This is a genomic window from Bacillus sp. DTU_2020_1000418_1_SI_GHA_SEK_038, assembly GCF_032341175.1.
Classification (GTDB): Bacteria; Bacillota; Bacilli; order Bacillales; family Cytobacillaceae; genus Cytobacillus.
This window is the reverse complement of sequence record NZ_CP135435.1, coordinates 729735-756038: the sequence shown is the minus strand read 5'-3', so window position 1 is coordinate 756038 and position 26304 is coordinate 729735. Positions and strand designations below refer to the sequence as shown.

The window sequence follows — 26304 nt, the reverse complement described above, 5'->3', positions numbered from 1 at the left end:
AAACTGCAATAAAAGCTCTTCTGTTATTTTACTAAAGCTACTACTTCAAAAAGACCGTTCCCATTCTTTTCGTAAAATCCCCATTTTAATAGCATCAAAATATTCACCATTCACCATTCTTGCTTGCCTTATTCTTGCTTCTTCTTTCATTCCCAATTTTTCTGCAACCTTCATCATTCTTATATTTCCTGACCAAGTTGACATCCCTAACCGATGCAATTCAGTAGAACTGAATAGGAAATCAATCCAAAGTTTATAAGCCTCAGTTCCGTAACCACCATTCCAGTAATTTTTATCATAAATCACGATACCAGTTTCTAACCAATTTGTGTTTTTGTCCACCCAATAAGAGCCAACTGTTCCAATCAACTTATCTCCTACAAAAATGATTAGTGTATTGGGAACGTTGGGGACAATTTCATAGTTTTTCTCCCAATCTATTTGAAATTGTTCTTTTGTTATGTAAGGCTCAGGTATGTAGGGACCATTCCATTTCTTAGCATCTTGTTCCTTTTCTTCATATTTCCAAAAATATAATTCATCAATATCCTGTTGAGTAGCCTCTTTCAACTCAACTTTTCGTCCTTCAATTCTAATCATAAAAAGTGTGATTCCTCCCATTCTATCTTGTTCTAACCACATTCTTATATGAAGAATACCATAATAATCAAAATCCTTATTCAACTCTTCTCCAGTTTAAGTGCAGCAAATTTTACAATACCATATTATCCTTACCCTATAAGCCTTCAATTCGTCTTGATTTTTTTCCTTCATTTAATGCCCCTATAATGAAAATAAGCGCTGTTCCTTGTTACAGAAAAGCGCCCGATTCTTGAAGATTGTTATTGGAAAATGGTCATTTAATATATATCGTATATCTGCTTAGTGACAATAATTCATTTTATATTTAGTTATTCTAGATGCCATACAACAATACTAACAAGGAGGAATATGTGTATTTGGCAATTAAAAATGCTGTTATGACAGTATCTTTATAAATGTAGTGCATAAAAACTTTCATATTTTAGGCCCTGTATTGGAATTTCTTATTGTGTTAAAGTTACCAGTTAGTTGCAGATTATCAACTATTCTTTCATAGAAAATAGCTTAAATTTCAACCTTAAATCGTCATCATCCTCAACCCAATCAGCTTTAACCCAAATATCAATTTTAAATAACTTTTCCAAGGAAGAAATTTTGTCTTCAATATCTTCTATTTTCAATATTTCAGTAAGTTCTTTTTCGTTAACATCAAGGTCTAATAATTTTATTATGGCTCCGACATCGTCCAACTGATGATTTGGATCTTCAGATAGAAGGGCTTCATTTATTTCATCTTTGTCGAACTCTTCTTCTTCATCAGTTTTATGCTTGGTTATTATTTTCCCATTCTGAATAAAACATATCTCCAGCAAACATTCATCAAAACATTCAATTACGAACATTGGAAAATTTATGTATGTTGATAAAAGAATAGTAAAATCATAAAAAAATCCATCATACATTTCGTTTAATAGAGTAATCCATTCATCTGATTTTCCTAAATAATATTTTTTTTACCCATTACAAACAAGTTATCAAATTTTTTATCTTCATGAATTTTTATAAGTGCTTCTTTTACTGTTTGAATATTTTTTGTTTTTATTTGTACGTTCGAAAAACTTGTTCCCATATGGGAAATCCACCTCCTTATATTTAATTGTCTCCCATTTTTTTGAAAATAAATGTAACGATATATCTAATTTTATTACACTATTCTGTCCCGTTAGTCGAATAAGAAAAAAGAAACACCGCAGCAATCCGTTCTTCACTCTTGCCCCCACTAGTTGAACAAGAAGGTTACCATTACCTTTATAAACTATTTAACTCCTTCAACCATTTAAGTAGCCATTCTTGTGGCAAGGAATCTTGAGATAAATCTGTTGAAGAATAGCCACCGTTAGTAAAAAAAGATTTATTTTTCTCTGAAATCATTATTGTCTGGTATCCTTGAATACATATCGTGTAAATTCTTAATAATTTCTTTAAGGGCTTCATCCCCACCCGTACCAGTTAATGCAGTATCAAGTCCTGCATAAATTATCATCAATAAACTTTTAGCATCTGATTCATCTAACAGTTTAATTCTTTCCCTCACCTTTTCCATTTCTAACAAAACGAATCCTCCCAATAAGAATAAGGCTTTCGAATATCTTAAACAAAAACACCCATAACGAAGTCACTCTAAATTCATTACAATTTCAAGACCTGTTGGTTTATCCTTTAAAGTGTCGCTTTATACTTTAAATACTAAATCAATTCCTAGTAACGGTGGTAAAACAATGAGATTGTATGTTAAATGATTTTACCAATTTATGATGTTCCTTTGGTGTTAATTTAAGTACAATTTTTTCACAAACCCCAAATAATTACCATAGTATTTAATCCCCCCCTATTTTCCTCCATAAATTGAGCATTTTTCTTTAACTTCATAGAAAACAATGATGATGCCATTTCCAAACAACAAAAGCCCCACAAGATGATTTTACTCATCTTGTGGGGCTTCTTCATTAATTCTCTTCTATTTCCATACGGTTTTTCTTAAACATCTTGGACAATACTTCATAAACGATCGGAACGATGATTAATGTTAATAGTGTAGAGCTTATTAATCCGCCGATTACCGTAATGGCCAGGCCTTTCGAAATCAAGCCGCCTCCGCCTGCACCAAAGGCTAATGGCACTAGCGCACCAATCGTTGCGATGGCTGTCATGAGAATAGGACGTAAACGTGTTGCGCCTGCTTCAAGAACCGCTTCACGCATAACCATCCCCGTACGTTCCATCCTAATGATTCGGTCTACGAGAACGATCGCATTCGTTACTACAATTCCGATTAACATTAACAGCCCCATCATGACAGATACAGAAATGGTTTCACCCGCAATTAATAATCCTACAAATGATCCAATAACTGTAAATGGCAGTGAGAAAAGAATTGCAAATGGTGCAAGACCCTCACCAAATGTGACAACTAGAACAAAATACACAATGGCAATCGCCGCAAGCATGGCTATACCAAGCTGTGTAAAGGTTTCCTGCATGTCTGCTGCAACGCCGCCCACATCAACTGTGACCCCTTTAGGAAGATCTAATTTATCAATTGTTTTATCTGCTTCAGCTGTTGCTTTGGATATATCCTTACTAGTGATCGTACCTGAAACGCTAGCATAGTATTCACCCTTACTGCGAGCCAGAGTATTTAATGTTGTACCTTTCTCAACAGTCACAAGCTCAGAAAGAGGCATGGTCGTACCAAATGGTGTTGGTACTTGTTTTTCCAATATATCATCAATTGATTTTGGCTGAGCTGTTTGTTCCTGCTGAACGATGACATTTAAGGCGTTTCCTTCTTTTTCAATCGTGGTCAACACATTCTTTGTTTTTTCTGGGCTTAACATCATGACAATTTGCCCTGTTGTTAATCCATACTTTAATAATTCATCTTGTGCCACTTTAAAGGTGTATTCAACGTATGCATCCTCTGCACTAGAAGAAACATCTTTTAAACCTTTAATTTCCTTTAATGCATCTTCAACTATTTTTACTGATTTGTTCAGTTTATTTAGATCTTCACTGTAAAAAGTATAGCTAACTTGATTTGTTGACATGGACATCGAAGAGAAGTTCTGGCTCTTCCATTCACCAGACTGTCCAATATTCTTCATATACTCTTCTATGTCTTCTCGGACCTCTGGGAAGTTCTCCATTTCGGGATCAAAGATAAGATACATTAACCCGCCTTTTCCCCCGCCGCCCATCATGGCTGCTTGCTGGTCTCCGCTTTCCGTAACAGATACTTGAACGATATCAATATCATCATGTTCAAGCATTTTCTCTTCCATTACTTGAATATTTTCTAATGTTTCCTCAGGCAGCTCTCCCGCTTTAGGCGTGTATGTTAAATACATTACTTTATCCTCTTCACTGCCCATAAAGCTAAAACCAATCAATGGTGTTAACGCCAAACTCCCTGCTAATAAAACAAAGGCAAGAATGGAAGTAATCACTTTATGATTAAGAGTTTTTTCAAGGAATCCTTTGTACCAGTTGGATAATCTTCCAGCCTCTTTATGTCTGCTTTCCGTCTTTTCACTATATAGCTTCTTTCTGAATAAAAAGTGAGATAATGTTGGAACAATTGTAATCGCAACAATTAATGATGCTCCGAGTGCAAATGACATCGTTAACGCGAACGGCATAAACAACTCGCCGACCATCCCACCAACAAAAATAAGTGGTGCGAATACGGCAACCGTGACGATGGTTGACGACATGATTGGCCTAAACATTTCAATCGTTGATTCACGAATGAGTGCACGCCCTGTAAGTTTCTCACCTCTTAAATGCAGGCGGCGGTAAATATTTTCAACCACAACGATGGAGTCATCAATAACACGGCCAATGGCAACAGTAATCGCTCCAAGCGTCATAATATTTAGCGTAATATCCATCCAATTTAAGATTAACATAGCCATTAAAATTGAAACCGGAATAGATATAATCGAAATAATGGTCGATTTGAAATCTCTTAAGAACAGGAGAATAATCAATACTGCAATTAGACCGCCAAATAACGCTTTTTCAACCATCGTAGTGACAGACTCTTCAATTGGTTTCCCTTGATCAAGCGTTACATCGATAACGATCCCATCAATTCTTTTCTTCTCTTCTTTAATTAATTCCTTCACACTGTTTACAACATCAACTGTGTTACCCTGTTGGGTTTTGACAATTTGAATAGCAATCGCATCATTCCCATTTGTCCGGGAAACTGATTGTACCTTCCCTACTACTTGAATAGAGGCAATATCACTAAGCTTCACAAATGGTAAAGGCTGTGTAGCTGATGGCGTAACAGGAATGAGCATTTCCTTTAATTCGTCAACAGTCGTGAACTTGCCGTCTATCGCTACAGCTTGCTCGCCTTCTTCAAATTCATAAAGTCCTAAAGAAATACCGAGATTACTTGCTTGAATCATTTGCTTGACGGAATCTTCCGTTAAGCCTAGGTTAGCCATTTTTTCCTTATTATAAGTAAGGTCAACTTCTTCAATGTGCTGCCCTGTGATCGTGGCAGAGGCAACACCATCGATTTTATCGATTTTTGGGAGTAAAACTTCCTCCACTGTTGACGTTAATTCAACAATGTCCTCTTTCGTGCTGCTTACACTTAGGGCTACAACTGGCATCATATTCATGCTTATAGCCGTAATGGTAGGCTTTTGGGCGCCTTCAGGCAATTTCACTGCATCAATCGCAGAATCCAAAGCCCGCTTCGCCTCATCCATATCAATACCGTATTCATATTCCACTTGAATATTAGCAAAATTCGAATATGAATTAGAATTAACAGATTTTACATGATCCAATCCCTCAACTGCTTTTTCTAAAGGGATCGACACATCATTCATCACTTGCTCGGGAGTAGCCCCAGGATATACGTCCATCACCATTAAAAAGGGAATGGAAATATCCGGAATCATCTCCATTTTCATACGTGTTCCTGAATAAATTCCCGAAACGGTTATAATAATAGTCAGCAGCCAAACTGCTAGTTTATTCTTCAAAACAAAGTTTACTAACCCTTTCACATCTACACCTGCCCTTAATTGACTAATCAGTCCTAATTCCTTATAATAATGACCGATAAGTCATTTGTCAACGAAAGTCCTAGGAGCGGATGTTAAAAAATGATGAAGAAACAGTTAATTATGGAAAAAGCACTAGAGCTTTTTGCAACTCAAGGATTCGATGCCACAACCGTCCAACAAATCACAGATTATTGCGGGATTTCTAAAGGTGCATTTTACTTATCTTTTAAATCAAAGGATGAATTAATCTTAGCCATCATTGACCAATTTATGATGCGGTTCACAGCTGATATTGACCATATAGTCAGAAATACGAATGATAATCTTTTATATGAGTTTTATCATGCAACCTTTCACTCTTTTCACGAGCATTTTGCTTTTGCAAAAATCCTCATGAAAGAGCAGTCCCATTCGTTTAATAAAGATTTCTTTTTAAAAATGCGTTATTACGACACGCTGATCGACAAAACGATATTAATGCTGATTGAACGTTTATACGGAAAATCCATCGAACAGATAAAATATGATTTAATTTTTTGTATTAAAGGGTTTATGCATACTTATTCAAAGCTTTTTCTATTCAGTAGCTCACCGCAAGACTTGAATCTTCTTTCTCAATCGCTCGTGGAAAAAACAAATCTACTGGCAAAGCAAGTAACGATCCCATTCATTTCGAAAGATCTATTTGAAATTCTTAAGCAGCCGATAAATGAAGAAATAACAAAGGAACAGTTGATTGAAATGATGGAAGAAAAAATCGCGGATATTGAAGATCCAATTGAAAAGGAGTCATTAATTCTCTTAAAGCAACAGATGATCGATCCGACTTTAAGTCCCGCGATTGTAAAAGGCCTAAATGAAAATATTCGAAATCATCCGGAGTGTAAGTGGATTTCTTATTTAATGAGGAATTATTTAGAGGTTTAAAATGAGAGGAGCAGAATGCTTTATCATTCTGCTCTTTTTGAATTCTTAGTAACGAAAAATATTTACTTTATGCCAAATCGAATCCCAAGCCTTTTTTGCCACTCGATTTTCATAGATTTCCATTCGTTCCTTTGTCTCAGCAAAATACGGGGTAGGTTTGACTTCTAAATTGACGACATCATTGATTCCCCAAGGGGCTGCCAGAATAACATTGTCATTGCCATCTAGCTTAACCCCCAAAGCTGTAACGGTTTCAGGAAACTTCGAAATTCCATCAATAGAAGAGGTATAAGGCAGCAAATTATTAATCACGTGCATTCTTGCCTGATTCTTGACAGACCAAGGAATACCAGGCATAAGATGATTTAATTTTTCTTCTAAACTCTTTTCCTCTAATTCATCCAAATTGGTAGAATCAAAATAAATAACATCAATATCGGGAATTGGCGTTCTTTCAGAAAAATCGTGTAACACATCCCATATTTTTGAACGCACAAAACCTGCACATATCCACCAATCGGGAAGGTTCAATGTTTTAACTGTTTTTAATAAAACCATCATCCAGGTATCTTCACTAATGATTCTAACGATATCCTCTTCACTTTTAATCGTCATTTTGTTCACCTGTATTTTTTGTTAATTTACTTAATGGCATTCTCATTGATTATTGAGATACAAAGCCATTTTAATTTTTACCAATAAACTCAACTGCGTAAATATGTGTTTTCGTAAGATCTATGACTTCTTGGATAAATGTCTCTTTCGTTTCTTTGAAGCCATTTTGGATCCAATTTTTAATAAGTCCGTAAAAGCCATAGGCTGTATAACTTTTAAAATAATCCATATTGACAGGGATATTGTTGATTGTTTCAAAAATAAATTGTTCTTTATAGATTTTTAAGATCGTTTGAGGAAACCGTGTATGTAGTCCTGGTAATGTGTCATCATAGTTAATCAGTTCAAAAAAGTGCCGGTTTTTATAAATATAAGAAACAATATTAAAAGATGGTTCATTTAGCTTGGCTGTATAAACTTTCTGACCCGTTACATATGGTTTGCCAACTGAATCTTCTAACCCTTCTAGCATAGAAAAAAGCAAATCTTCAGCGATTTCCATTTTATCTAAGTAATGGACATAAAAGGTACTGCGATTATAAGCGGCATAATCAACAATGTCTTTTACAGTAACGGAATGGTAACCCTTTTCTTTTATGAGATCAATTAATGCTTGCTTTAGATGTTCTTTTGTCCGATTTTGTCGCATAGATGTCGTATTTTGTTCTTTTCCCATGGTGAATTCCCCCTCAAAATAGACAGATTTACCTTATGTGTCTAATAAGTAGACACTTAATGATATCTTAATGATTGTTAAATGTGAACAAAGTAGTAAAATTAAATTGTGAACAAAATAGTACAGATTGAAAAACTGTCTAGCCTTTTTCACGAAAATGTAGTAGGGGAACTTAAATACAGGGAGGAATCTAGAATGGGAAAATTACAAGATAAAGTAGCCGTGATCACTGGTGGGGTATCAGGTATTGGGGCAGCAACAGCACGTTTATTCGTTTCTGAAGGAGCCAAAGTGGTTCTTGTTGATTTAAATGAGGAAAAAGGGAAAGCTTTTGAGGCTGAATTGAAAGCGCTTAATGCTGAAGCTCTTTTTATTAAAGCAAATATTACGAGTGAAGAAGATGTCGCAAATGTCTTTAAACAAACCGTTGAAACGTTCGGCAAAGTAGATGTTGTCTTCAACAATGCGGGTATCGGCCGTGTTCATCCTTCACATAGTTTAGAGTACTCTGAATGGCGTAATACCGTAAATGTTGACTTAGATGGTGTTTTCTTAGTCGCACGTGAATCCATTCGTGAAATGTTAAAAACAGGTGGCGGTACGATTGTTAATACGGCATCTATGTTCGGTTTGGTTGGTTCACCTGGTTCAGCAGCTTATAACGCAGCAAAAGGTGGCGTAGTTAACTTAACTCGTTCACTTGCACTTGAATATGCAGAACAAAATATTCGTGTTAACGCATTATGCCCTGGTTTTATTGATACACCAATTATTCCTGAAGAAAGCAAGCAAGTTTTAGCTGCAGCTACACCTGTAAAACGTCTTGGTAAAGCAGAAGAAATGGCAAAAGCTGTATTATTTATGGCTTGTGATGATTCTTCATTCATGACTGGTAATAGTTTAACCGTTGATGGTGGGTATACGGCTCAATAATAAATTATGAAGATCGATTTTTTACATCAAGTTGAAACAAGCAATGGTTCTTTGCGATTAATTTATAGGGGATTACTTGTATTATCAGGGGAGTAAGGGGAAAAAGTTGCCATTACAATGCAGTATATCCTTAATTTGAGATATTTTATATGAGAGTAAATTGAAGATAGATCTTATAACTATGTAATTTATCGTTTTCGATGATAATAATAAAGGGGGAAATTTTCAATGAGCAATCGTTTTGATGAAAAAGTAGTATTAATTACTGGTGCAGGATCTGGTTTAGGACAAGCTTCAGCTTTACAAGTAGCCAAAGAAGGAGCAAAACTTTCACTCGTTGATTTAAACGCTGCTTCATTAGAAGAAACAAAAAGTAAAGTGTTAGAAGTTGCACCAAATGCAGAAGTGTTGCTTATCACTGCAAATGTGGCAGATGAAAAAGCAGTTGAAAACTATGTAAATGAAACAGTTGAGAAATTTGGAAAAATCGATGGTTTCTTCAACAACGCAGGGATTGAAGGAAAACAAAACCTAACAGAGGATTTTGGTATTGATGAATTCCAAAAAGTAGTCAATGTCAACTTAAATGGTGTGTTTTATGGATTAAAACACGTATTGAAAGTCATGAGAGAACAAGGTTTTGGCTCTATTGTTAATACTGCTTCTGTTGGTGGTATTCGCGGAGTAGGAAGCCAATCTGGTTATGCAGCTAGTAAACACGGCGTTGTCGGATTAACAAGAAACTCTGGAATTGAATACGGTCAATACGGAATCAGTATTAAAGCCATTGCACCAGGCGCAATCATGACACCAATGGTCGAAGGTTCATTAAAACAAATGGATCCAGTCAACTGGGAAGAAGTAGGAAAACAATTTGTTGAGCCAAACCCAATGAAACGTTTCGGTAAACCAGAAGAAGTAGGATATTTAGTGGCATTCCTGCTATCTGATCAATCCAACTTTATCAATGCAACCGTTATTCCAATCGATGGCGGACAATCTTATAAATATTAAGAAGTGTTGTGAATGTAACGGGTACAACTATACAATTTGATGCTGGCTACACTAGCCGTTAAATTCAATAATAAAAAAGAAGACATCTTACTATTCTTAAAATAGTAGTGTCTTCTTTTTTCTAATACAAATATTTGCAGTTATTCAGAATAGTTGAGGGTGACCCCCAACTATGGATGAATCCCTTTATCTAACGTTTTTTAATGCAGAAGACCAATTTACAAGCTGACCCAACATTTCATTTACTGTACCAACATGCATTTCAGCTGGTTTAAAGTCTGTTCCATTTTCAAAATCTGTAAACAGTGATAAGGCTGGATGTGTACGGACATCAGCAACCGCTAATTCTCCGAGAATTCCACGTAAATGTTCTGCTGCACGAGCTCCGCCGACTGAACCATAGCTTACGATTCCGGCAGCTTTGTTGTTCCATGCTTCACGAGCAAAATCAAGTGCATTTTTTAATGCTCCTGTGATACTGTGATTGTATTCTTGAACGATGAATATGAAACCATCCAAGTTAGCAAGCTTTTCATTCCAGGCTGCAATTCCCGGCTCAGATCCATCAGTTGTTCCTAAAAACGGTAATTGGAAATCAGCAATATCTACAATTTCATAGTTTGCATCTCCGCGTTTGTCTGCAATTTCTTTTACCCAATTTCCTACTTGTGGACTGACACGTCCGTCACGTGTACTTCCTAAAATAATTCCAATATTTAATTTCTCTGCCATTGGTTCTTCCTCCTTCGTTGTTTTCCCAAATAGTTTCTCTAAAAAACTCATCCTATTACACCACCATTTTTAATACTAATTCTTGTTGTTTATCACTTTAGAACAATCTCACTTCATCAAGGCCAGCCTCATCTGAGTGTTTGGCTGCTTGAACCTCCTTTCCAATCAGTTACTTTATGTAAGTAAGTTTATTTATATAATTATATTTTGTCAAGTAACTAAGTTTGAATAAGTGTTTTAATATCTAATTATAAGGTAATATGATATTAGAGAGGATGAAAGACTCTTTGGAGAAATCTGTTGTTTGTTCATGTTAAAAAAGTGATATCACTTTTAAGTCAGCTATGCATAAAGCCAGAAGGAATATAAAAACAAATTAAAAAGAGCCTGTTTTTGAAAAAGATTAATCAAAACAGGCTCCTTAATATGTTTAATTAGGTTTTGACCCAAAATCAATCCCAGACATGATAAAAGGTATCGCTAATTTAATAAATTCTTCAGGCGGTGTCTCCTGTCCACTTCTTCTCCATTCGACAGAAACTCCGTAAATTCCCCAACTTAGCAAGGCTGAGGTAATTTTGAGAGCTTGCTCATCTTGTGTTGGATATTGCTTTCCTAACATTTTGTAAAAAATGATTTCGAGTTGTTCCCTTATTATACGGGCAATCGTATCCTCGTATCCTCTATGACAACGGTTGGATAAAGTTTTTTGAAAGTCCGTTATAGCTATGAAAATACTAATCATCGATTCTTCATTGAATGCGTTTTGCTCAAATGTATGACCATTCAAGTTAATCAATAGTACTTCTGATAGTACCTTATCGAGTAAATCATATATATCTTCAAAATGATAATAGAAAGTGGCACGATTGATCATGGCCTCTGTAGTAATATCCTTAACGGTAATATCCTTAAATTCTTTTTTACCGGAAAGTTCGATAAAGGAATCCATAATTAATTTACGCGTACGCAGAATTCGGGGATCAGTCTTTGGTTGAGTCAATTACAACTCCCTCCTACTTTTTCAACAATTTTTCCAATGTGTTGTATAAACGACAGATACAATGAACTAACGGTATTGGTCGTTTTCATTATGTACTAAAATACAATTGTAAAGCAAATAAGAGGCTTATTTTTCAGACACTATAGATAGTAGATATTAAATGAATGGAGGAAAAGAATATGTCGAACAACAATAATATGATTTGTGATTTAGAAACAGGTGTATGCGGAGTAGCAGAAGAGGAAGAAATGGAGGTTATTGATTTTAACCAGCCAAAAAAATCGGTTAATCTTTATTATGTGACTGATCCTATTTGTTCTCATTGCTGGGCAATTGAACCTAATCTCCGTCGTTTTGTAGAGCAGTATGGAGACTATTTTAATTTTCATACGGTTATGGGTGGTTTGCTGGAAAAATGGCACGATGGACCAATCGATCCTGCAAACGGAATTTATAAACCAGCCGATGTTGCTGGTCACTGGAGAGAAGTTGGGGAATACTCAAGAATGCCTATTGACGGCTCTTTAATGATTGATAATCCTGTTCAATCATCCTACCCACCCTCACGTGTATTTAAAGTAATTCAAAAAAATCATAGTGATGCATTAGCATTCGAATATTTACGCCGTGCAAGAGAAGAACTTTTCGCATTTAATCAAAATATTTCAGATACGTCAGTTCTGATTGAAATCGTAAATAAACTTGGTCTTAATGGAGAGGCCATTGTAAATGAAGCAAAACAACCAATCGGACAACAATTATTGAATGAAGATTTTGCTCTTACTAGAAGCTTAGGTGCCAGAGGTTTCCCTACTATAATAATGATCAATGAGGAAAATAAAGGCGTAAAAATTGTTGGTGGCCGTCCGTTTGAATACTATGTTGACGGATTAAAGAAGGCTCTAAATGTGGAAGAGCTGCAGCCAAAACAACAACCAGCCCTTTCTACCTTACTCGAAAAAGAAAAACTTCTATTTTCAAAAGAAATTGAAGTGATGTACGATGTTGAAAAATCAGCTATTAACACTTTTATTGAAAAAGAGCTTACACCAGGTAGTTTTCAGGTGAAGGAACTTCTAGGGGAATTATATTTTACATCAACAAAATAGCGAGTGAAAATTAATCAAAAGGAAAGGAAGTAGCTTAGATTGCTACTCCTTTCCTATTTAAAATATGATATTTTAAGTGGGATCTGACAGGCAAAGAGGGCTTTTTATTTTCCGCAATTCTTTGCAAAAAAATAGAGCATTGTTATTGAACAACGCTCTTCCAACTGAAAGTATGTTAACTCTCTTTTCATTTTAATTGCCAATTCACAATTAATATTTAAACTTAATGGTTTTATTCACCTAAATCAACATTATGATACACTTGCTGCACATCGTCTAAGTCCTCAAGGGCATCGATCATTTTCTCGAATTTCTCCTGTGCATCTTCTGGCAATGTGATTTCATTTTGGGCAAGCATTGTAATTTCGGCAACTGTAAATTCGGTTACACCTGCGCTTTTCAACGCTTCTTGTACGGCATGAAATTGATCTGGTTCTGCATAGACGATAACAGCTTCGTCTTCTTCTAAAATATCTCGTGCATCTACATCTGCTTCCATAAGGATTTCAAGTACTTCATCTGCTGATTTACCTTCTAGTCCTATAACTGCCGTGGCATCAAACATATAAGCGACTGATCCGCTTACACCCATATTTCCGCCGTTTTTCCCGAACGCCGCACGCACATCTGATGCTGTACGATTCACGTTATTTGTTAATGCATCAACAATAACCATTGAACCGTTAGGCCCGAAGCCTTCATATCGAAGCTCATCATAGTTCTCTTCTGAACCGCCTTTTGCTTTATCAATCGCACGGTCAATGATATGTTTTGGAACATTGTATGTTTTTGCTCTTTCCAATACAAACTTTAATGCCTGATTGGCTTCCGGATCTGGCTCGCCCTGTTTGGCAGCAACATAAATTTCGACCCCGAATTTAGCATATATACGGCTAGTATTTGCATCTTTTGATGCTTTTTTATCTTTAATATTATTCCATTTACGGCCCATACTTGACCACTCTCTTTCCACTTTGGATCTACATAAAAAATATTAATACGAAATAGGTTATTTCTTCAATACTTTTTCAAAATAACTTCCCGATTGGGTAAATGTTCCTTTAATGCTAGTTACTCTCTCTTGTCTCCAAATATATTATACCTCATTTAATTTGTTTTTTTCGAGTATTTATGAGCAACTAACTTGTATTAAAGGAATTCTAAATGAAATAGAGAATTATTTCTATATCAATGAATGAAGGAGTAAACTATGGAAGAACAATCTATTAAATATACAGCTGAAGTTCCGAATCCTGATCAACTTTATCAGCTCTACCAGCTTGAAGGCTGGAATGACTTTTTGAATTTACCTAAGGATCTTTTACACAAAGCTATGGTTCAAAGCTGGTCTGTTTTAAGTGCTTATGATCGTGAACAACTAATCGGTACTGGAAGAATAATTTCGGACGGACTTATAAATGGATATATTTGCGGGGTCATTGTCCATCCAGACTATCGAAACAAAGGAATTGGGAAGGAAATTGTCCTGAGATTAGTGGAAAAGGGTAAAGCTTCGAAATTACATATTCAATTATTAAGCGAGGAAAAGAAATCTCCCTATTACGAAAAGCTTGGATTTGAAGTTTTTACAGTCGGGATGAAATATAGATCTTAGACAAAGTGCTTCCAAAAATAAAAAAGCTTGCTGAAAATACTATTGATTTAAAAAATCGCCAGTTCTAGACCGGAGCTTCCCTCTAGTACTGGCTCTATTTCCAATCAATACTCAATATCCTCAAAATCCTTAGGCTGTGGCACAGGCTGGTTAGACTCGGGATTAGCAAATTCCCTGATCAGCTGCTTTTCGTCACTAACAGCTTCATGGACTTTTTTGTTATCCTTTTGCTTTTCTTTCAAAGTGATCAACCCCTTAATTTATTTGCTTATTAAAAGGGTTCACTATTATTTGAAAAACATTCACAAAGAATTTCCAGCTGTACTATCTTTGTATTCAATTACTTACGTCCTTCTAAATTGTTGTACTTTTCCATATGTCATCACTCGCCATAACCATTCAAAAGGTCCAAATTGGAATTTTTTTAACCAAAGATAGCTAAAGATTATTTGTACAAAATAAAAGATAAGTGAAATTAAGAGCCCCATTGCTAGCGTTATTTGCCCGAACAAACCGAACCCGTAAAATACAATGACACCAAAAAACGTCTGACATAAATAATTTGTAAGCGCCATTTGCCCTGCATAGCGAAACGGATTTAATATACGCTGCCATATTTGCTTTTCCAGCATGAGTGCAATCGTGACAATATAGAAAATAGATAATGTAAATCCGCTAAAATGAAGATAAAAATAGTTTCCAAGACTGTGCATAAACACTACTTCTTCTAGCTTCAAGTAACTAAAAACAATGGCGGCCAGTGGAAGAATACTGATTAACAGTGTAATAAGCTGGATAATACGAAGCCTTCGCTTTAATTCATTAACCCTTCGGAACAAATTAATTTTCCCTGCATACAAACCAAGTAAAAACATCCCAAGAACATCCGGAATAACAAAAGGTTCGTTCATGATTATTTCTTTTAGTTCATTCGGAATACGCCATTTTAACAATTCAAGGTATGATAAACTTGTATAGGCCTCTATCTTCTTTTCTCCCTCTTCCATCCTTTCCATTTGCAGCTGTCCCGAAATATTTAATGATTCGTCAAATTGTTCGCCAACATACGCTAACAATGCTGAAGCACCTGTTAAAAATTGAAAGAAAAGGATAAGTATGAGTCCCCAAATAAGGACCGTTTTTGCCTTCCTGCGATAGAATAATAATAAAAAGAATCCAATTAACGCATAAGAATGCAAAATGTCGCCTTCCCAAAGAAATACAAGATGGAAAATACCGAATAACAGCAGAGCAAATAGCCTTTTTGAAAATAGACGGAATACTTTTTCCCCTCTATCCTCCGCTCGTGTCATAAAAATATAAAATCCAAGTCCAAATAAAAATGAGAAGATTGTATAGAATTTGGTTTGGATAAACATATCAAACAGCATTCGAATGGTTTTATCTAGGCCTGTATAAACCATAAATTCGCTTCCTGTAAAAGATGGCATATTCACTAAAAATATGCCAAGGATCGCAAATCCTCTTATAACATCTAATGTAACAATTCGATCATTTCCTAATACTGACGAGCTTGACATTATCTCCCTGCCTCTCTATTCGTACTATGCAACTCCATATGTCGTTAAATCTTCAAGACGTTTCAATAAATCTTAGTGGAGTGGGACCGTTTTTTCCTCTATTATATACGTCCTTAATGTACCAATAGTTCCCAAAACTTTGTTATCTTTGCGAAGTATAGAAAAGCGCCCTTTATGAAGATTTATTTTTAATAACATACTTTTTTAGTTCTTGTAACAATTGTTGTTCCGAATACGATTTAGGGATAAAACTTACTCCGTAAATAAATTCATTATTTCTCTTCTTTTCCCAAATTAATTCACCATCCATTTGAATGGGTTCATCAACAATTACACATTCCATTTTTATATGGAAGTTAGGGATGTGGATTTGTTTAATAGAGATGATTTTTGCTCCTTTTACACTCATATCTAAAATATGAAAAAATCCATTTTGGCTGTCATCGACTTTTCCTTCTAGATTTAAAATTGTAAATGTGGCTGGGATAGGTTCATTAAAAGCCAGTCGAAATCCTTCTTGTCTTTTGTAGAATCCATTATATTTCATTCTTAAATTACCCCTTTATTTGATTATAGTAGATTTATATATATTTCAAATTCATCACTGGATAATGGCTGACAGAACTTCTTAATCCTGAGCACACCCATTCTTACTCAGAATTGGCATTTTCCAAGGTTTCAAAAAAAAAAAAAAACGACCCTATATCTATTAGGATCGGTTGCACTACTCGCTCAGAACCATTCAAAGTGCCCAAATACAAATGATTCTTCATCGCTTCCATAATTTTATGCTTTTTCCTCGATATCACTTTATTATAGTGATAAAGTCCTAAAAATCAATAATTAAAAAGGAAAAAATATCAAAATTAAAGTGTGCCTGCGCTCCCGTATGCCGGGGGCAGGCATTTTTCCCATGGTATTTACAAAATTACAGGATTTGTTTGCGAAACGACTCAGTTTGTTTGCGAAACCACCTCATTTATTTGCGAACCTGATGAAATTCACCAAGGAATGGTGCCCGGCGAATTTTAACTAAGTCATTTCATTAAAAAGAGGTTAACCAATTTGGTTAACCTTCTAGTTCTGATCCTTAACTCGCTTTCTCCTCTGTCATCATTTCCTTTTTCTCCTTGGAAAAAAACCATCCACCTACAGCGATCAAAATGAGAACGGCATAGAAAATAATTTTCCATTCTATGGAGTGTGCAAATTCTGCCGGCAGTACCGCTAATGCTGGGTGGGACAGGGTATAAACGGATAGTTTCACTCCGACCCATCCTACAATAAGAAAAGCTGCAATTTCCAAACCAGGCTTTGTTTGCAGCAGCTTAACAAATACATTTGCTGCAAATCGCATGATAATTAAACCGATAAATCCTCCGGCAAAAATGACAATAAATTTTCCTCCGTCAAGGCCTCCAATGTTCGGCAGGCTTGTATTCGGAAGTGCTACCGCAAGAGCTACCGCTGCTAAAATTGAGTCAATCGCAAAGGCGATATCCGCTAGTTCCACTTTAAAAACAGTCATCCAGAAGCCAGCCTTTTTCTTTTCGTCTTGGGGAGTTGCTTTTTCTTTTCCCTTTTTTACGATAAGCTTTCTAAATATATGATTTAAAGCAATAAATAATAAATAAAGTGCACCAACTGCTTGAACCTGCCAGATATCAACAAGAAATGAAATGGCAAATAGAGAACCAAATCGGAATACAAAGGCCCCTGCCAGCCCATAAAATAATGCCTTTCTTCTTTCCTGTTCAGGAAGATGTCTAACCATAATAGCTAGCACTAATGCATTGTCAGCTGCCAAAAGTCCTTCTATCCCAATCAATAGCAGCAATACCCAGCCATATTCTAATAAAATCGATAATTCCATTGTTATTCCTCCATTTTTTGATTAATGTTATCTGCATCTTAATCTGCTGGTAATGCCTTTTTTGCAAACAAAAAACCTTTACCAGCAAGCGGTAAAGGTTTAATAAACAAATAAAGACCTTTACCCCGAATAGGTAAAGGTCTTGCTAACAACGATAATAAGTTGCCGACAATGCCGGGAGATTAGATCTCCGAAGTGACGACTTTGCCGTTAAAGCTACTCCCCTTTAGGAGAAACTATTTAATTGATACTTTAATCATAATTGAAATAAATGTCACTGTCAATGATTTTACAACCTAATTATATTGTAATCCATAACGGCTAGTTTTCTTTTTCGTGATGATATGCTTTTCGTCAATACGCTTTTCGATTTCTTCAAGCTGATCTCTGTCTCTAAGAAGCTCTTCTCTGTTTTTTCTGATTAAATTTGATAATGTTACTCTTTTTCTGCTCATTGTAATATCTCCCTTTATTCATGTTGTATGGTTAATAGAATGTATTCCCATTTATATACATAACCCCAAAAGCTCTTACTCAAACACGATCGTTTTATTCCCATGAACCAGGACGCGGTCCTCTACATGCCAAGAAACTGCCTCAGCGAGAACGGTTCTTTCCACATGCCGTCCAGCTATTTTTAAATCCTCTGCCGAGTAGCGGTGGTTTACTCTCAGAACATCCTGCTGAATAATTGGCCCTTCATCTAAATCATTTGTGACATAGTGGGCGGTTGCGCCGATCAATTTCACTCCCCTGTTAAAAGCGCGTACATACGGGTTCGCGCCAACAAAGGCTGGAAGGAATGAATGATGGATGTTAATAATCTGGTTCGGATATTTCGCTATAAAATTCGGAGAAAGTATTTGCATATATCGTGCTAGCACAATAAAGTCTACTTTCCCATCCAATAGTTCCAACGCCTTCTGTTCAGCTTCTTCCTTCGTTTCATGAGTTAACGGAATGTGATAAAAAGGAAGCCCATAACTTTCGACCTCATCAGCTAAGTGAGCATGATTGCTAATCACTAAAGGTATATCCACCGGCAATTCCTTAGACTTCCAGCGCCAAATTAGCTCGAGGAGGCAATGATCCATTTTTGATACAAAAATGGCCATTCTCTTTCTTTTCTTTGAGCTGCTAAGCTGCCATTCCATTGAGTGATTTTGTGCTATTTCAAGAAGATCCTGCTTAAGCCCTTCAATAGAAGTGTCAGAGTTTTGTAAATCAAACTCAATTCGCATAAAGAATCTGCCAGCCAGCGGGTCGGTTGTATGCTGATCAAAGTGAACAATATTCGCTTGATGCTCCAATAAAAAGTTGGAAACGATTGAAATAATCCCCGGCTTTTCCGGACAAGAAATTAGTAAAACGCCTCTATTTCCTTTTTCTCTTGTTGTCATTGATACACCTCAATTCCAAAATTATGCGTGAATGGCTCTTCCATCTACGGCTAATGCAGCTTCACCGATTGCTTCTGCTAATGTTGGATGGGGATGAATCGTTCTAGCGATATCCATCGATGTCGCTTCTAGAACACGGGCTAGTCCTGCCTCCGTAATCATATCTGTTACGTGTGGGCCGACCATATGGGCACCTAGCAGCTTATTCGAACCTTGTTCCACAACAAGCTTCACAAATCCATCTGATTCACCGAAAACAAGGGCTTTTCCGATTGCACGGAATGAGAATTTCCCTGTTTGTACCTCGTAACCTTGAAGCTTTGCCTCTTCCTCTGTAAGCCCTACACTCGCAACCTCAGGGCTGCTGTATATACATTTTGATACCAATGTCGGATCAAGTGGTGCTGGGTTTTTACCTGCAATATGTTCAATCGCAATGATTCCTTCATGTGACGCTACATGTGCAAGCTGCAAGCCCCCAATTACGTCCCCAATTGCGTAAATATTTGACTCATTTGTTTGGTAGTATTCATTTGTAACGATAAACCCGCGCTCAACATTAATGGTCGTATTTTCAAGACTTATCGACTCGATATTAGGAAGACGGCCTACAGAAACGAGAAGTTTGTCTGCAGAAAACGTTTTCTCTTCTCCACGATGCTCTGCCTTAATTGTCACCCCATCACCTTTTTCAAGAGATTGAGGCAGTACCTTTGCACCTGTTACAATCTTAACGCCTTTTTTCTTCATTAAGCGCTGTACTTCCTTAGAAATATCTGCATCCTCTGTCGGAATAATTCGATCAGCATATTCAATCACTGTTACTTCTAATCCGAAATCAACGAGCATCGAAGCCCATTCAATTCCAATGACACCGCCGCCAACAATAATAATCGACTTTGGCAGTTCTTCCATTTGCAATGCTTCATCCGATGTCATGACATACTTCCCATCGGCTTCTAGACCTGGAAGTGTCCGTGGCCGTGATCCAGTCGCAATGACTATATTTTTAGGAACAAGAGTTACTTCCTCTTCCCCATTATTCAAATCTACTAATATATTTCTAGACTCTAAGATTCTGCCTTTTCCTTCATAAACATCAATTTTCCCTTTTTTCATTAGGTGCTGTACACCTTTAAACAGGCGATCCGTAATTTCTGCTTTCCTTGCCTGTACCTTGGAAAAATCAAGTCCCACTTCGGGAGCTATAACACCAAATGCTGCTGCATTTTTTGTCGTTGCATAAACCTCCGCACTTCGAAGTAATGCTTTACTAGGAATACAGCCAGCATGTAGGCACGTCCCTCCAAGCTTCCCTTTTTCAACAACCGCAGCTGTTAAACCTAATTGTGAAGCACGAATGGCCGCAACGTATCCGCCTGTACCTCCGCCAATAATGACTACATCATATTCTTTGGTCAAATCATTCTCTCCTTTGGATATATTGTGAACATTTTAACAATCAATCCCCAAATTTATCCACGCAAAAAAGGACAGAAAAAGGGTAAGATTGTTTACCCTTCTCTGTCCTTTTACCTGAGAGTTTATGCCCAAATCAATAATGGGGTCCCCTTGGGTGTCGTACTCATTTTTACGAGCTCTCCAGAGATGCGTCCCGTTGTGGTTCCTCTACCTGAGAGATTGGTTCCAAGGGTCTTTTTGGAACTTGCTCCTTCGGTGGCTTGTCGTAATGCTCTCTCCCACAACCGTCATCCGCCTATATGGAATTTTCTATAAATTTAGAATAATACTTTAGCACTGTAATGTCAAGCATTTTAACAGTATCTTAATGTTTTTTGGGAAAAGGTTCACAAAGTGTTCATTCCGGTTTGAAAAACACAAAAAAAATTTACAATAATTGCGGTTTGACAGCATATGATTTGCCTATTAGAATATTATCTTTGGGTAGCGCCCGCGTGGTTCGTAACCATCCCACGATAAAAAACTAAGGAGAGAATTGAATATGAATGTAAAAACGCTTGTCGGAAATGGCATTTTAGCAGCTTTATATATTGCTGTTTCTATGCTTATCCAGCCTTTTGGATTCACTAATATCCAGTTTCGTGTATCCGAAATGTTTAATCACCTAGTCGTTTTTAACAAGAAATATATTTTCGGAATGGTATTAGGTGTATTTTTAACGAATTTATTATTTTCACCAATGGTCGCGTACGATCTCATTTTCGGAGTCGGGCAAACACTGATTTCATTATTAATCACAATTGCTTGCTGCCGATTTATTAAAAACATATGGGCACGCATGATTGTAAACACGCTCGTGTTCACCTTCACTATGTTCCTAATTGCCCTTGAGCTCCATCTTGCCTTTGGCTTGCCATTTATGTTTACATGGCTCACAACCGCTATTGGTGAATTCATCGTGATGGCAGTTGGAATGCCTCTTATGTATGCATTAAATAAACGCGTAAATTTCGAAAAATCAATATAAAAATGAGAGTTGGCGAAAACTTGTGCGCCAACTCTTTTTTTAAGCCCTTAAAGCCTTAAACCGTAACAGGAGCAAAAAACTCGTCATAAATCGCCCGAACCGCTCGCTTCTCATCGACTTCCTTCACGCCAAACATCATGCTCACCTCAGAAGAGCCTTGGTTAATCATTTCGATATTAACCCCCGCTTTTGCCAAAGCTTTGGATGCTCTTGCTGTAGTACCAATATTGTGTCGCATTCCCTCTCCTACAACCATGATAAGCGCAAGACTGTGCTCAATCACGACTTCATCAGCTTCTAACTCTGTCCTAATTCGATCAATGATCGCTTCTTCCATGCCAGGGGTGAATTGATTTTCTCTTAAAATAATAGAAATATCATCAATTCCTGACGGTGTATGCTCATAGGAAAGACCATAGCTTTCTAATATCTCCAACAGCTTTCGGCCAAATCCAATTTCTCTGTTCATTAGATACTTACTTACATAGATGCTGCAGAAGCCTTCGTCACTTGCAATCCCAATAACCGGGCCATTTGTGTTGTCCCGCTCATAAACAATTCGAGTGCCTGGTGCCGATGGGTTATTCGTATTCTTTATATGTACCGGTATCCCAGCCCGGAATGCCGGAACAAGTGCCTCATCATGTAAAACACTGAATCCGGCATAGGAAAGCTCCCGCATTTCTCGATAGGTTAATTCCTTAATTTCCTTTGGTCTATCCACGATAAAAGGATTGACTGAATAAACAGCATCCACATCCGTAAAGTTTTCGTACAAGTCTGCTTTGATTCCGTTAGCGAGGATGGAGCCCGTGATATCTGATCCACTCCTTGAAAAAGTAAAAATCTCGCCTTCCTTGCTATAACCAAAAAACCCTGGAAAAATAACGAGGCCTGGGCGCTCACGCAGCTCAAACAAACGATCATAGGCCTCTGGCAGAACTTGTGCATGACCTGGTTCTGCACTTACTAAAAGCCCTGCTTCCTTAGGGCTTACATAAGTAGCCTCCACACCCTGTTTACGGAAATAAGCTGCAACCAGCTTAGCATTGTTGTCCTCTCCGCTCGCCTTCAGTAAATCCATGAATCTTTCAGGGTTGCTTTTGTCTGAATTTAATCGTTCAAGCAAATCCTGTTGAATGGTATGAATAATTTCCTCGGATAATTCTAATTCTTCTGCAATTAGAGCATATCTTTCAATAACAGCATCGAGTTTTTTCTTTGGATCTTTATTTTGCAAACTGAGCTCTGCACATTCAATTAAGAGATCTGTTACCTTTTCATCCTCTGAAAATCTCTTTCCTGGTGCAGATACGACAACTACCTTCCTTGCGGGATCAGAAACAACAATCTGGAAGACCTTTTCTAGTTGTTTTCCGGATGCTAAAGAAGATCCGCCAAACTTTACGACTTTCATTTTTACAACCCCTTACTGAAAAAATATATCCCTAATTTTACTCCTATTCAGAAAATAATCAAGAGTTTTTCCTTTCTATAAGGACATTTGTATACTAGTAATGGACAAAATAGGTCTAATAGCCTATTATTTATTTTTTCCATTCTAGACACTTCCGATGCTTTTTCCATTTATAGTGTTTATCTCTAACAACTTTACCCATTTTTAAAATATAATAAAAGTAAATATGTAAGAAATAAGGGAGCAGACTATATGGGGATTCTTATTGTGGACGACAACCAGGCGAACTTGTTTGTTATTGAAAACATTTTAAAACGTGCAGGCTATGATGATTACTTATCTTTAACTTCAGCACAGGAATTATTCACTTATCTCCTAAAGGATCAGCCAGTAGAAATTGGAAAACAGGCAGACATTATACTGATGGATATTATGATGCCTGAAATGGACGGAATTGAAGCATGTAAAAAACTTCAGCAATACCCACATTTAAAGGATATTCCTGTTATATTTGTAACGGCTCTTGAAGATTCCAATAAAGTTGTTGAGGCACTTGATGCTGGAGGCATTGACTATGTGACGAAACCGATTAATAAAACAGAGCTTCTAGCAAGAATTCGAGTGGCACTAAGGCTGAAATACGAGAAGGACTGGCATGTTGAGCAAGAAGAAAAGATTCGAAATGAGTTAGAATTATCGATGCAAGTCCAGACCAGCCTGCTGAGCGAGCCTGTTTATAAGGAGAACCTTCTATTAAAGGCTTCCTATTTACCTGCGTTTAAATTAGCAGGTGATATGTACTATTGGCATAGAATAAATGAACACCGTTATGCCGCCATTCAGCTTGATATGATGGGCCACGGGATATCAGCTTCACTTGTTTGCATGTTTATCTCATCTGTTTTAAGGGATTCAATTACAACCTATGCCGATCCTGAGTATGTTATGAAGGAGCTTAACCGCTGGATGAATTCTTTAAACCATCGAAACCAGCAAATTCCTTATTATTTCACGGCGATTTATCTTGTGCTTGATACGAAGGAGAAAACGCTGGAGTACGTAAATGCTGGTCATCCAACTGGATTTGCCCTAGTCAGCCAAACTGAGCTGATTGAGCTATCCAGCAATACGTGTGCTGTTGGATTCTTTGAAGAAATTGATATCAAAAAGTCAATTATTACATATACAGATTCTATTCAATTACTATTATGTACGGACGGTGTAGAAGAAACCATTGATCGTTATGAAACCGATGGCTATGAACTTATTAAGAAAATCGCCTCATCCTATTGGCATGATGCCAAAAACAAAGAACCAATTGATTTTATTTTAACGAAAACACAACAAGTCAACGCAGACGATGATATGTGCGTTGTATTAATTCAAGCGAATTAAAAAAGGAAGCATAGCTGCTTCCTTTTGACTATTAAAGATTAACATCCACTTTTATTAATTTTTCCTCATCTTTTTCAATTCCGATATACCGCAATGTTTCGGCATGGGTTTGATGATTGTATATCGACATTAAGATGGAAATGGCAATGCCCTTCCGATAGGCATGATAGCCGAATGTTTTTCTAAGTGTATGCATGCCGATTTTGCCACAAATACCAACTTCCTTAGCTGCTTGATTAATAATGCGATAAGCTTGCTGGCGTGTAATCGGGAGATGATTCTTTTTCGATTTAAAAAGGTAATCATCTTCCTTAAAATCAAATGTAGCTAAATAGTTTTGCAAAGCCGCTTTCACTTGACTGTTTATATAATGAACTTTTTGTTCATCCTTTTTATCGTCATAAAGATAAAGAAATTCCTTAATTTCCGCTTTATCCCAAACATCTTCTACTTTTAAAGAGAGTAAATCATGCACCCTAATTCCTGTATTAATGCCAAATACAAATAGTAAAAAATCTCTTAATGATTGCTTCTTTAAGTTTTCCTTCATCGCATTAATCTTTTCGATATCCTTAATAGGATCGACATACTCCACTGTAGTTCCTCCTGGAATCAAATGTTACTAAAATAAGGTAGCAGACATTATAAAAACTTACAATATATACTTTTTTGATGTTTACGGACATCAGTGCCGTTATTTGAATCAAAAAGGGGGATTTCCATATGTTCGTGGACATAGAATCCGCTAATTAGTAAAATAACAGGGTTTATCTAGTGTTATTTAGTAATTAACGTACCTAGTGTCCGATCAGTCCCTACTTTATCGTTATTTAATAAAAATAACGGATTCAATGTCCGCTGTAAAGCGGAGCATCATTTTATTTCCCCTCAAGAAACTCCTTCAAATCATCCTGTACACTTTCCTTTGTAAGAGGAACCTTTGAACGATAGGCAGCCCGATTTAATAAATGTGCAACCACTGGAGAGGTCAGGAATACAAAGAAAATTCCCAGTATGAGTCTAATACTGAAGTATCCGTCAGAAAGCAAAAAGAAAAGAAAAGTTCCGAATAACGTACATAGTACCCCTAAGCTTGCACTTTTGGATATCGCGTGAGAACGAGAATACACATCAGGCATCCGAATTAATCCGATCGCACTTAGAAAACTCAAGACGGTGCCGAATAAAAGAAACATAACAACAATGATATCAATGTATACGTTTTCGTTCAATCACAACACCTCTTTCAATGAATCTTGCAAAAGCAATCGTACCCACGAAGGAGAGGATGCCAATTAATAAAATGATGTCAAAAAAGGCATGTGTCCGAAGCAGGATCGAAAGACATGCAACACTAGCAATCAGGTTTACCCCAATATTATCTAATGCCATTACCCGATCCGGTGTAGAAGGCCCTTTTATAACACGATAGAGGGCCGCAAGTATTGAAAGGGACAAGAAGAATAAACAGACTAATATAAAATGATTAAACATTACCGGGTTACCTCCTTTATCGCTTTCTCATATTTTATCTGCGACTGGAAAACAGTATGCTTGGAGTATGGCAAATTTAAAGCATGAAGATAAAAAATCTTATTGCTTGGAGAAACCTCTATAACCACAGAACCTGGGGTTAATGTTAGAAGTAAAGCAAGCAACGTAATTTCCAAATCCCCCTTTAGATCTGTCTCCATTTTAAATATTCCGGGGGTGACATCGATCGTAGGCCTAATGATTTCTTTAATAATCGCAAAGCTGGATATAATCGATTCTGTCATAAACAGGATAAACAGCTTCAGAATGGCGATAAACCGTTTCAAATAAAAGGATGATGGGAAAAAGCGTCTTAAAGAAAATAACACGATGATTCCAACGAGATATCCGCTAAAAAAGGATAACATGCTCCATTCATCCTGAAAAAACATCCATAAAAAGGCGATAAAAAGATTAATTAACACCTGAACAGGCAAGG

29 protein-coding genes and 3 riboswitches are annotated in these 26304 nt (G+C 36.7%); of the genes, 7 read left to right on the top strand and 22 right to left on the bottom strand.

Features of this window, described 5'->3' with window-relative positions; all coding sequences use genetic code 11:
- Window positions 1-45: 45 nt before the first annotated feature.
- From RRV45_RS03825 to RRV45_RS03805, 5 genes are all read right to left on the bottom strand, one after another.
- A complete protein-coding gene (locus RRV45_RS03825; RefSeq protein WP_315668922.1) occupies window positions 46-600 on the bottom strand; it encodes a GNAT family N-acetyltransferase in 555 nt (184 codons plus the stop codon).
- 485 nt (window positions 601-1085) lie between these two features.
- The gene (locus RRV45_RS03820; protein WP_315667426.1) at window positions 1086-1445 is read right to left on the bottom strand and encodes a hypothetical protein; all 360 of its coding nucleotides are present in this window, start codon (window positions 1443-1445) and stop codon (window positions 1086-1088) included.
- A gap of 95 nt (window positions 1446-1540) precedes the next feature.
- The gene (locus RRV45_RS03815; RefSeq protein ID WP_315667425.1) at window positions 1541-1672 is read right to left on the bottom strand and encodes a hypothetical protein; all 132 of its coding nucleotides are present in this window, start codon (window positions 1670-1672) and stop codon (window positions 1541-1543) included.
- A 282-nt stretch (window positions 1673-1954) separates the two neighbouring features.
- Complete coding sequence (locus tag RRV45_RS03810; protein WP_315667424.1) at window positions 1955-2155, bottom strand: hypothetical protein; 201 nt, start codon at window positions 2153-2155, stop codon at window positions 1955-1957.
- 394 nt (window positions 2156-2549) lie between these two features.
- The gene (locus RRV45_RS03805; protein WP_315667422.1) at window positions 2550-5633 is read right to left on the bottom strand and encodes an efflux RND transporter permease subunit; all 3084 of its coding nucleotides are present in this window, start codon (window positions 5631-5633) and stop codon (window positions 2550-2552) included.
- Between the two features lie 99 nt (window positions 5634-5732).
- Between RRV45_RS03805 and RRV45_RS03800 the strand changes: the two genes are divergently transcribed.
- Window positions 5733-6560 carry a TetR/AcrR family transcriptional regulator gene (locus RRV45_RS03800; RefSeq protein ID WP_315667421.1) on the top strand — a complete coding sequence of 276 codons (828 nt, stop codon included), beginning with the start codon at window positions 5733-5735 and terminating at the stop codon, window positions 6558-6560.
- 45 nt (window positions 6561-6605) lie between these two features.
- On the opposite strand, the gene RRV45_RS03795 is transcribed toward RRV45_RS03800, so the two are convergent.
- Together RRV45_RS03795 and RRV45_RS03790 are read right to left on the bottom strand one after the other, a co-directional pair.
- The gene (locus tag RRV45_RS03795; RefSeq protein WP_315667420.1) at window positions 6606-7175 is read right to left on the bottom strand and encodes a nucleotidyltransferase family protein; all 570 of its coding nucleotides are present in this window, start codon (window positions 7173-7175) and stop codon (window positions 6606-6608) included.
- 70 nt (window positions 7176-7245) lie between these two features.
- The gene (locus RRV45_RS03790; RefSeq protein WP_315667419.1) at window positions 7246-7851 is read right to left on the bottom strand and encodes a TetR/AcrR family transcriptional regulator; all 606 of its coding nucleotides are present in this window, start codon (window positions 7849-7851) and stop codon (window positions 7246-7248) included.
- 195 nt (window positions 7852-8046) lie between these two features.
- Between RRV45_RS03790 and RRV45_RS03785 the strand changes: the two genes are divergently transcribed.
- Together RRV45_RS03785 and RRV45_RS03780 are read left to right on the top strand one after the other, a co-directional pair.
- Window positions 8047-8784 carry an SDR family NAD(P)-dependent oxidoreductase gene (locus RRV45_RS03785; RefSeq protein ID WP_315667418.1) on the top strand — a complete coding sequence of 246 codons (738 nt, stop codon included), beginning with the start codon at window positions 8047-8049 and terminating at the stop codon, window positions 8782-8784.
- A 228-nt stretch (window positions 8785-9012) separates the two neighbouring features.
- Window positions 9013-9798 (top strand): SDR family oxidoreductase, encoded by a 786-nt coding sequence (locus RRV45_RS03780; RefSeq protein WP_315667417.1) that lies wholly within the window; start codon window positions 9013-9015, stop codon window positions 9796-9798.
- 186 nt (window positions 9799-9984) lie between these two features.
- On the opposite strand, the gene RRV45_RS03775 is transcribed toward RRV45_RS03780, so the two are convergent.
- Both RRV45_RS03775 and RRV45_RS03770 read right to left on the bottom strand, forming a co-directional pair.
- A complete protein-coding gene (locus RRV45_RS03775; protein ID WP_315667416.1) occupies window positions 9985-10581 on the bottom strand; it encodes an NADPH-dependent FMN reductase in 597 nt (198 codons plus the stop codon).
- 379 nt (window positions 10582-10960) lie between these two features.
- Window positions 10961-11533, bottom strand: a complete 573-nt coding sequence (locus RRV45_RS03770) for a TetR/AcrR family transcriptional regulator (protein ID WP_315667415.1) — start codon at window positions 11531-11533, stop codon at window positions 10961-10963.
- 179 nt (window positions 11534-11712) lie between these two features.
- Between RRV45_RS03770 and RRV45_RS03765 the strand changes: the two genes are divergently transcribed.
- The gene (locus RRV45_RS03765) at window positions 11713-12642 is read left to right on the top strand and encodes a DsbA family protein (RefSeq protein ID WP_315667414.1); all 930 of its coding nucleotides are present in this window, start codon (window positions 11713-11715) and stop codon (window positions 12640-12642) included.
- Between the two features lie 232 nt (window positions 12643-12874).
- Here the strand turns inward: RRV45_RS03765 and RRV45_RS03760 are convergent, their stop codons facing one another.
- Window positions 12875-13594 carry a YebC/PmpR family DNA-binding transcriptional regulator gene (locus RRV45_RS03760; RefSeq protein WP_315667413.1) on the bottom strand — a complete coding sequence of 240 codons (720 nt, stop codon included), beginning with the start codon at window positions 13592-13594 and terminating at the stop codon, window positions 12875-12877.
- 258 nt (window positions 13595-13852) lie between these two features.
- Here RRV45_RS03760 and RRV45_RS03755 point away from each other — a divergent pair, with 258 nt between their 5' ends.
- On the top strand, window positions 13853-14257 hold the full coding sequence (locus RRV45_RS03755) for a GNAT family N-acetyltransferase (RefSeq protein WP_315667412.1): 405 nt from the start codon (window positions 13853-13855) through the stop codon (window positions 14255-14257).
- 104 nt (window positions 14258-14361) lie between these two features.
- On the opposite strand, the gene RRV45_RS03750 is transcribed toward RRV45_RS03755, so the two are convergent.
- The 7 genes from RRV45_RS03750 to lpdA all read right to left on the bottom strand — a co-directional run bounded on the left by RRV45_RS03750 (window position 14362) and on the right by lpdA (window position 20493).
- Window positions 14362-14499, bottom strand: a complete 138-nt coding sequence (locus RRV45_RS03750) for a hypothetical protein (protein ID WP_315667410.1) — start codon at window positions 14497-14499, stop codon at window positions 14362-14364.
- Between the two features lie 102 nt (window positions 14500-14601).
- Window positions 14602-15798 (bottom strand): DUF418 domain-containing protein, encoded by a 1197-nt coding sequence (locus tag RRV45_RS03745; RefSeq protein ID WP_315667409.1) that lies wholly within the window; start codon window positions 15796-15798, stop codon window positions 14602-14604.
- Window positions 15799-15970: 172 nt separating this feature from the next.
- The gene (locus RRV45_RS03740; protein ID WP_315667408.1) at window positions 15971-16345 is read right to left on the bottom strand and encodes a PilZ domain-containing protein; all 375 of its coding nucleotides are present in this window, start codon (window positions 16343-16345) and stop codon (window positions 15971-15973) included.
- Between the two features lie 157 nt (window positions 16346-16502).
- Window positions 16503-16587: riboswitch (cyclic di-GMP riboswitch) on the bottom strand.
- 301 nt (window positions 16588-16888) lie between these two features.
- Window positions 16889-17671 carry a TerC family protein gene (locus RRV45_RS03735; RefSeq protein WP_315667407.1) on the bottom strand — a complete coding sequence of 261 codons (783 nt, stop codon included), beginning with the start codon at window positions 17669-17671 and terminating at the stop codon, window positions 16889-16891.
- A gap of 296 nt (window positions 17672-17967) precedes the next feature.
- Window positions 17968-18126: an FbpB family small basic protein gene (locus RRV45_RS03730; RefSeq protein ID WP_315667406.1), complete on the bottom strand. Its 159-nt coding sequence runs from the start codon at window positions 18124-18126 to the stop codon at window positions 17968-17970.
- Window positions 18127-18201: 75 nt separating this feature from the next.
- Window positions 18202-19071 (bottom strand): formyltetrahydrofolate deformylase, encoded by an 870-nt coding sequence (gene purU, locus RRV45_RS03725; protein WP_315667405.1) that lies wholly within the window; start codon window positions 19069-19071, stop codon window positions 18202-18204.
- A 21-nt stretch (window positions 19072-19092) separates the two neighbouring features.
- Window positions 19093-20493, bottom strand: a complete 1401-nt coding sequence (gene lpdA, locus RRV45_RS03720; protein ID WP_315667404.1) for a dihydrolipoyl dehydrogenase — start codon at window positions 20491-20493, stop codon at window positions 19093-19095.
- A gap of 189 nt (window positions 20494-20682) precedes the next feature.
- A riboswitch (glycine riboswitch) is annotated at window positions 20683-20784 on the bottom strand.
- Between the two features lie 197 nt (window positions 20785-20981).
- A riboswitch (PreQ1 riboswitch) is annotated at window positions 20982-21026 on the top strand.
- A gap of 8 nt (window positions 21027-21034) precedes the next feature.
- On the opposite strand from lpdA, the gene RRV45_RS03715 reads away from it, so the two are divergent.
- On the top strand, window positions 21035-21520 hold the full coding sequence (locus RRV45_RS03715) for a QueT transporter family protein (RefSeq protein ID WP_315667403.1): 486 nt from the start codon (window positions 21035-21037) through the stop codon (window positions 21518-21520).
- 55 nt (window positions 21521-21575) lie between these two features.
- Here RRV45_RS03715 and RRV45_RS03710 read toward each other — a convergent pair whose 3' ends face one another.
- Complete coding sequence (locus RRV45_RS03710) at window positions 21576-22937, bottom strand: aspartate kinase (protein ID WP_315667402.1); 1362 nt, start codon at window positions 22935-22937, stop codon at window positions 21576-21578.
- A 252-nt stretch (window positions 22938-23189) separates the two neighbouring features.
- Between RRV45_RS03710 and RRV45_RS03705 the strand changes: the two genes are divergently transcribed.
- A complete protein-coding gene (locus RRV45_RS03705) occupies window positions 23190-24332 on the top strand; it encodes a PP2C family protein-serine/threonine phosphatase (RefSeq protein WP_315667401.1) in 1143 nt (380 codons plus the stop codon).
- Between the two features lie 31 nt (window positions 24333-24363).
- Here the strand turns inward: RRV45_RS03705 and RRV45_RS03700 are convergent, their stop codons facing one another.
- The 4 genes from RRV45_RS03700 to RRV45_RS03685 form a co-directional block, all read right to left on the bottom strand.
- Window positions 24364-24927 carry a tyrosine-type recombinase/integrase gene (locus tag RRV45_RS03700; protein WP_315667400.1) on the bottom strand — a complete coding sequence of 188 codons (564 nt, stop codon included), beginning with the start codon at window positions 24925-24927 and terminating at the stop codon, window positions 24364-24366.
- 283 nt (window positions 24928-25210) lie between these two features.
- Window positions 25211-25528 carry a monovalent cation/H(+) antiporter subunit G gene (gene mnhG, locus RRV45_RS03695; protein WP_410489357.1) on the bottom strand — a complete coding sequence of 106 codons (318 nt, stop codon included), beginning with the start codon at window positions 25526-25528 and terminating at the stop codon, window positions 25211-25213.
- A 13-nt stretch (window positions 25529-25541) separates the two neighbouring features.
- Window positions 25542-25826 carry a Na(+)/H(+) antiporter subunit F1 gene (locus RRV45_RS03690; RefSeq protein ID WP_315667398.1) on the bottom strand — a complete coding sequence of 95 codons (285 nt, stop codon included), beginning with the start codon at window positions 25824-25826 and terminating at the stop codon, window positions 25542-25544.
- Window positions 25826-26302: a Na+/H+ antiporter subunit E gene (locus RRV45_RS03685; protein WP_315667397.1), complete on the bottom strand. Its 477-nt coding sequence runs from the start codon at window positions 26300-26302 to the stop codon at window positions 25826-25828. The genes RRV45_RS03690 and RRV45_RS03685 overlap by 1 nt, the downstream gene beginning before the upstream one ends.
- Between the last annotated feature and the right edge of the window lie 2 nt (window positions 26303-26304).

What these genes read in the sequence shown, in the direction of transcription:
- RRV45_RS03825 (WP_315668922.1), bottom strand. Translation starts at nt 600, where the DNA reads ATGATTAGAATTGAAGGACGAAAAGTTGAGTTGAAAGAGGCTACTCAA.
- RRV45_RS03820 (WP_315667426.1), bottom strand. Translation starts at nt 1,445, where the DNA reads ATGTTCGTAATTGAATGTTTTGATGAATGTTTGCTGGAGATATGTTTT.
- RRV45_RS03815 (WP_315667425.1), bottom strand. Translation starts at nt 1,672, where the DNA reads ATGGGAACAAGTTTTTCGAACGTACAAATAAAAACAAAAAATATTCAA.
- RRV45_RS03800 (WP_315667421.1), top strand. Translation starts at nt 5,733, where the DNA reads ATGATGAAGAAACAGTTAATTATGGAAAAAGCACTAGAGCTTTTTGCA.
- RRV45_RS03795 (WP_315667420.1), bottom strand. Translation starts at nt 7,175, where the DNA reads ATGACGATTAAAAGTGAAGAGGATATCGTTAGAATCATTAGTGAAGAT.
- RRV45_RS03790 (WP_315667419.1), bottom strand. Translation starts at nt 7,851, where the DNA reads ATGGGAAAAGAACAAAATACGACATCTATGCGACAAAATCGGACAAAA.
- RRV45_RS03785 (WP_315667418.1), top strand. Translation starts at nt 8,047, where the DNA reads ATGGGAAAATTACAAGATAAAGTAGCCGTGATCACTGGTGGGGTATCA.
- RRV45_RS03780 (WP_315667417.1), top strand. Translation starts at nt 9,013, where the DNA reads ATGAGCAATCGTTTTGATGAAAAAGTAGTATTAATTACTGGTGCAGGA.
- RRV45_RS03775 (WP_315667416.1), bottom strand. Translation starts at nt 10,581, where the DNA reads ATGAGTTTTTTAGAGAAACTATTTGGGAAAACAACGAAGGAGGAAGAA.
- RRV45_RS03765 (WP_315667414.1), top strand. Translation starts at nt 11,713, where the DNA reads ATGTCGAACAACAATAATATGATTTGTGATTTAGAAACAGGTGTATGC.
- RRV45_RS03760 (WP_315667413.1), bottom strand. Translation starts at nt 13,594, where the DNA reads ATGGGCCGTAAATGGAATAATATTAAAGATAAAAAAGCATCAAAAGAT.
- RRV45_RS03755 (WP_315667412.1), top strand. Translation starts at nt 13,853, where the DNA reads ATGGAAGAACAATCTATTAAATATACAGCTGAAGTTCCGAATCCTGAT.
- RRV45_RS03745 (WP_315667409.1), bottom strand. Translation starts at nt 15,798, where the DNA reads ATGTCAAGCTCGTCAGTATTAGGAAATGATCGAATTGTTACATTAGAT.
- RRV45_RS03740 (WP_315667408.1), bottom strand. Translation starts at nt 16,345, where the DNA reads ATGAAATATAATGGATTCTACAAAAGACAAGAAGGATTTCGACTGGCT.
- RRV45_RS03735 (WP_315667407.1), bottom strand. Translation starts at nt 17,671, where the DNA reads ATGGAATTATCGATTTTATTAGAATATGGCTGGGTATTGCTGCTATTG.
- RRV45_RS03730 (WP_315667406.1), bottom strand. Translation starts at nt 18,126, where the DNA reads ATGAGCAGAAAAAGAGTAACATTATCAAATTTAATCAGAAAAAACAGA.
- purU (WP_315667405.1), bottom strand. Translation starts at nt 19,071, where the DNA reads ATGACAACAAGAGAAAAAGGAAATAGAGGCGTTTTACTAATTTCTTGT.
- RRV45_RS03715 (WP_315667403.1), top strand. Translation starts at nt 21,035, where the DNA reads ATGAATGTAAAAACGCTTGTCGGAAATGGCATTTTAGCAGCTTTATAT.
- RRV45_RS03710 (WP_315667402.1), bottom strand. Translation starts at nt 22,937, where the DNA reads ATGAAAGTCGTAAAGTTTGGCGGATCTTCTTTAGCATCCGGAAAACAA.
- RRV45_RS03705 (WP_315667401.1), top strand. Translation starts at nt 23,190, where the DNA reads ATGGGGATTCTTATTGTGGACGACAACCAGGCGAACTTGTTTGTTATT.
- mnhG (WP_410489357.1), bottom strand. Translation starts at nt 25,528, where the DNA reads ATGTTTCTTTTATTCGGCACCGTCTTGAGTTTTCTAAGTGCGATCGGA.
- RRV45_RS03690 (WP_315667398.1), bottom strand. Translation starts at nt 25,826, where the DNA reads ATGTTTAATCATTTTATATTAGTCTGTTTATTCTTCTTGTCCCTTTCA.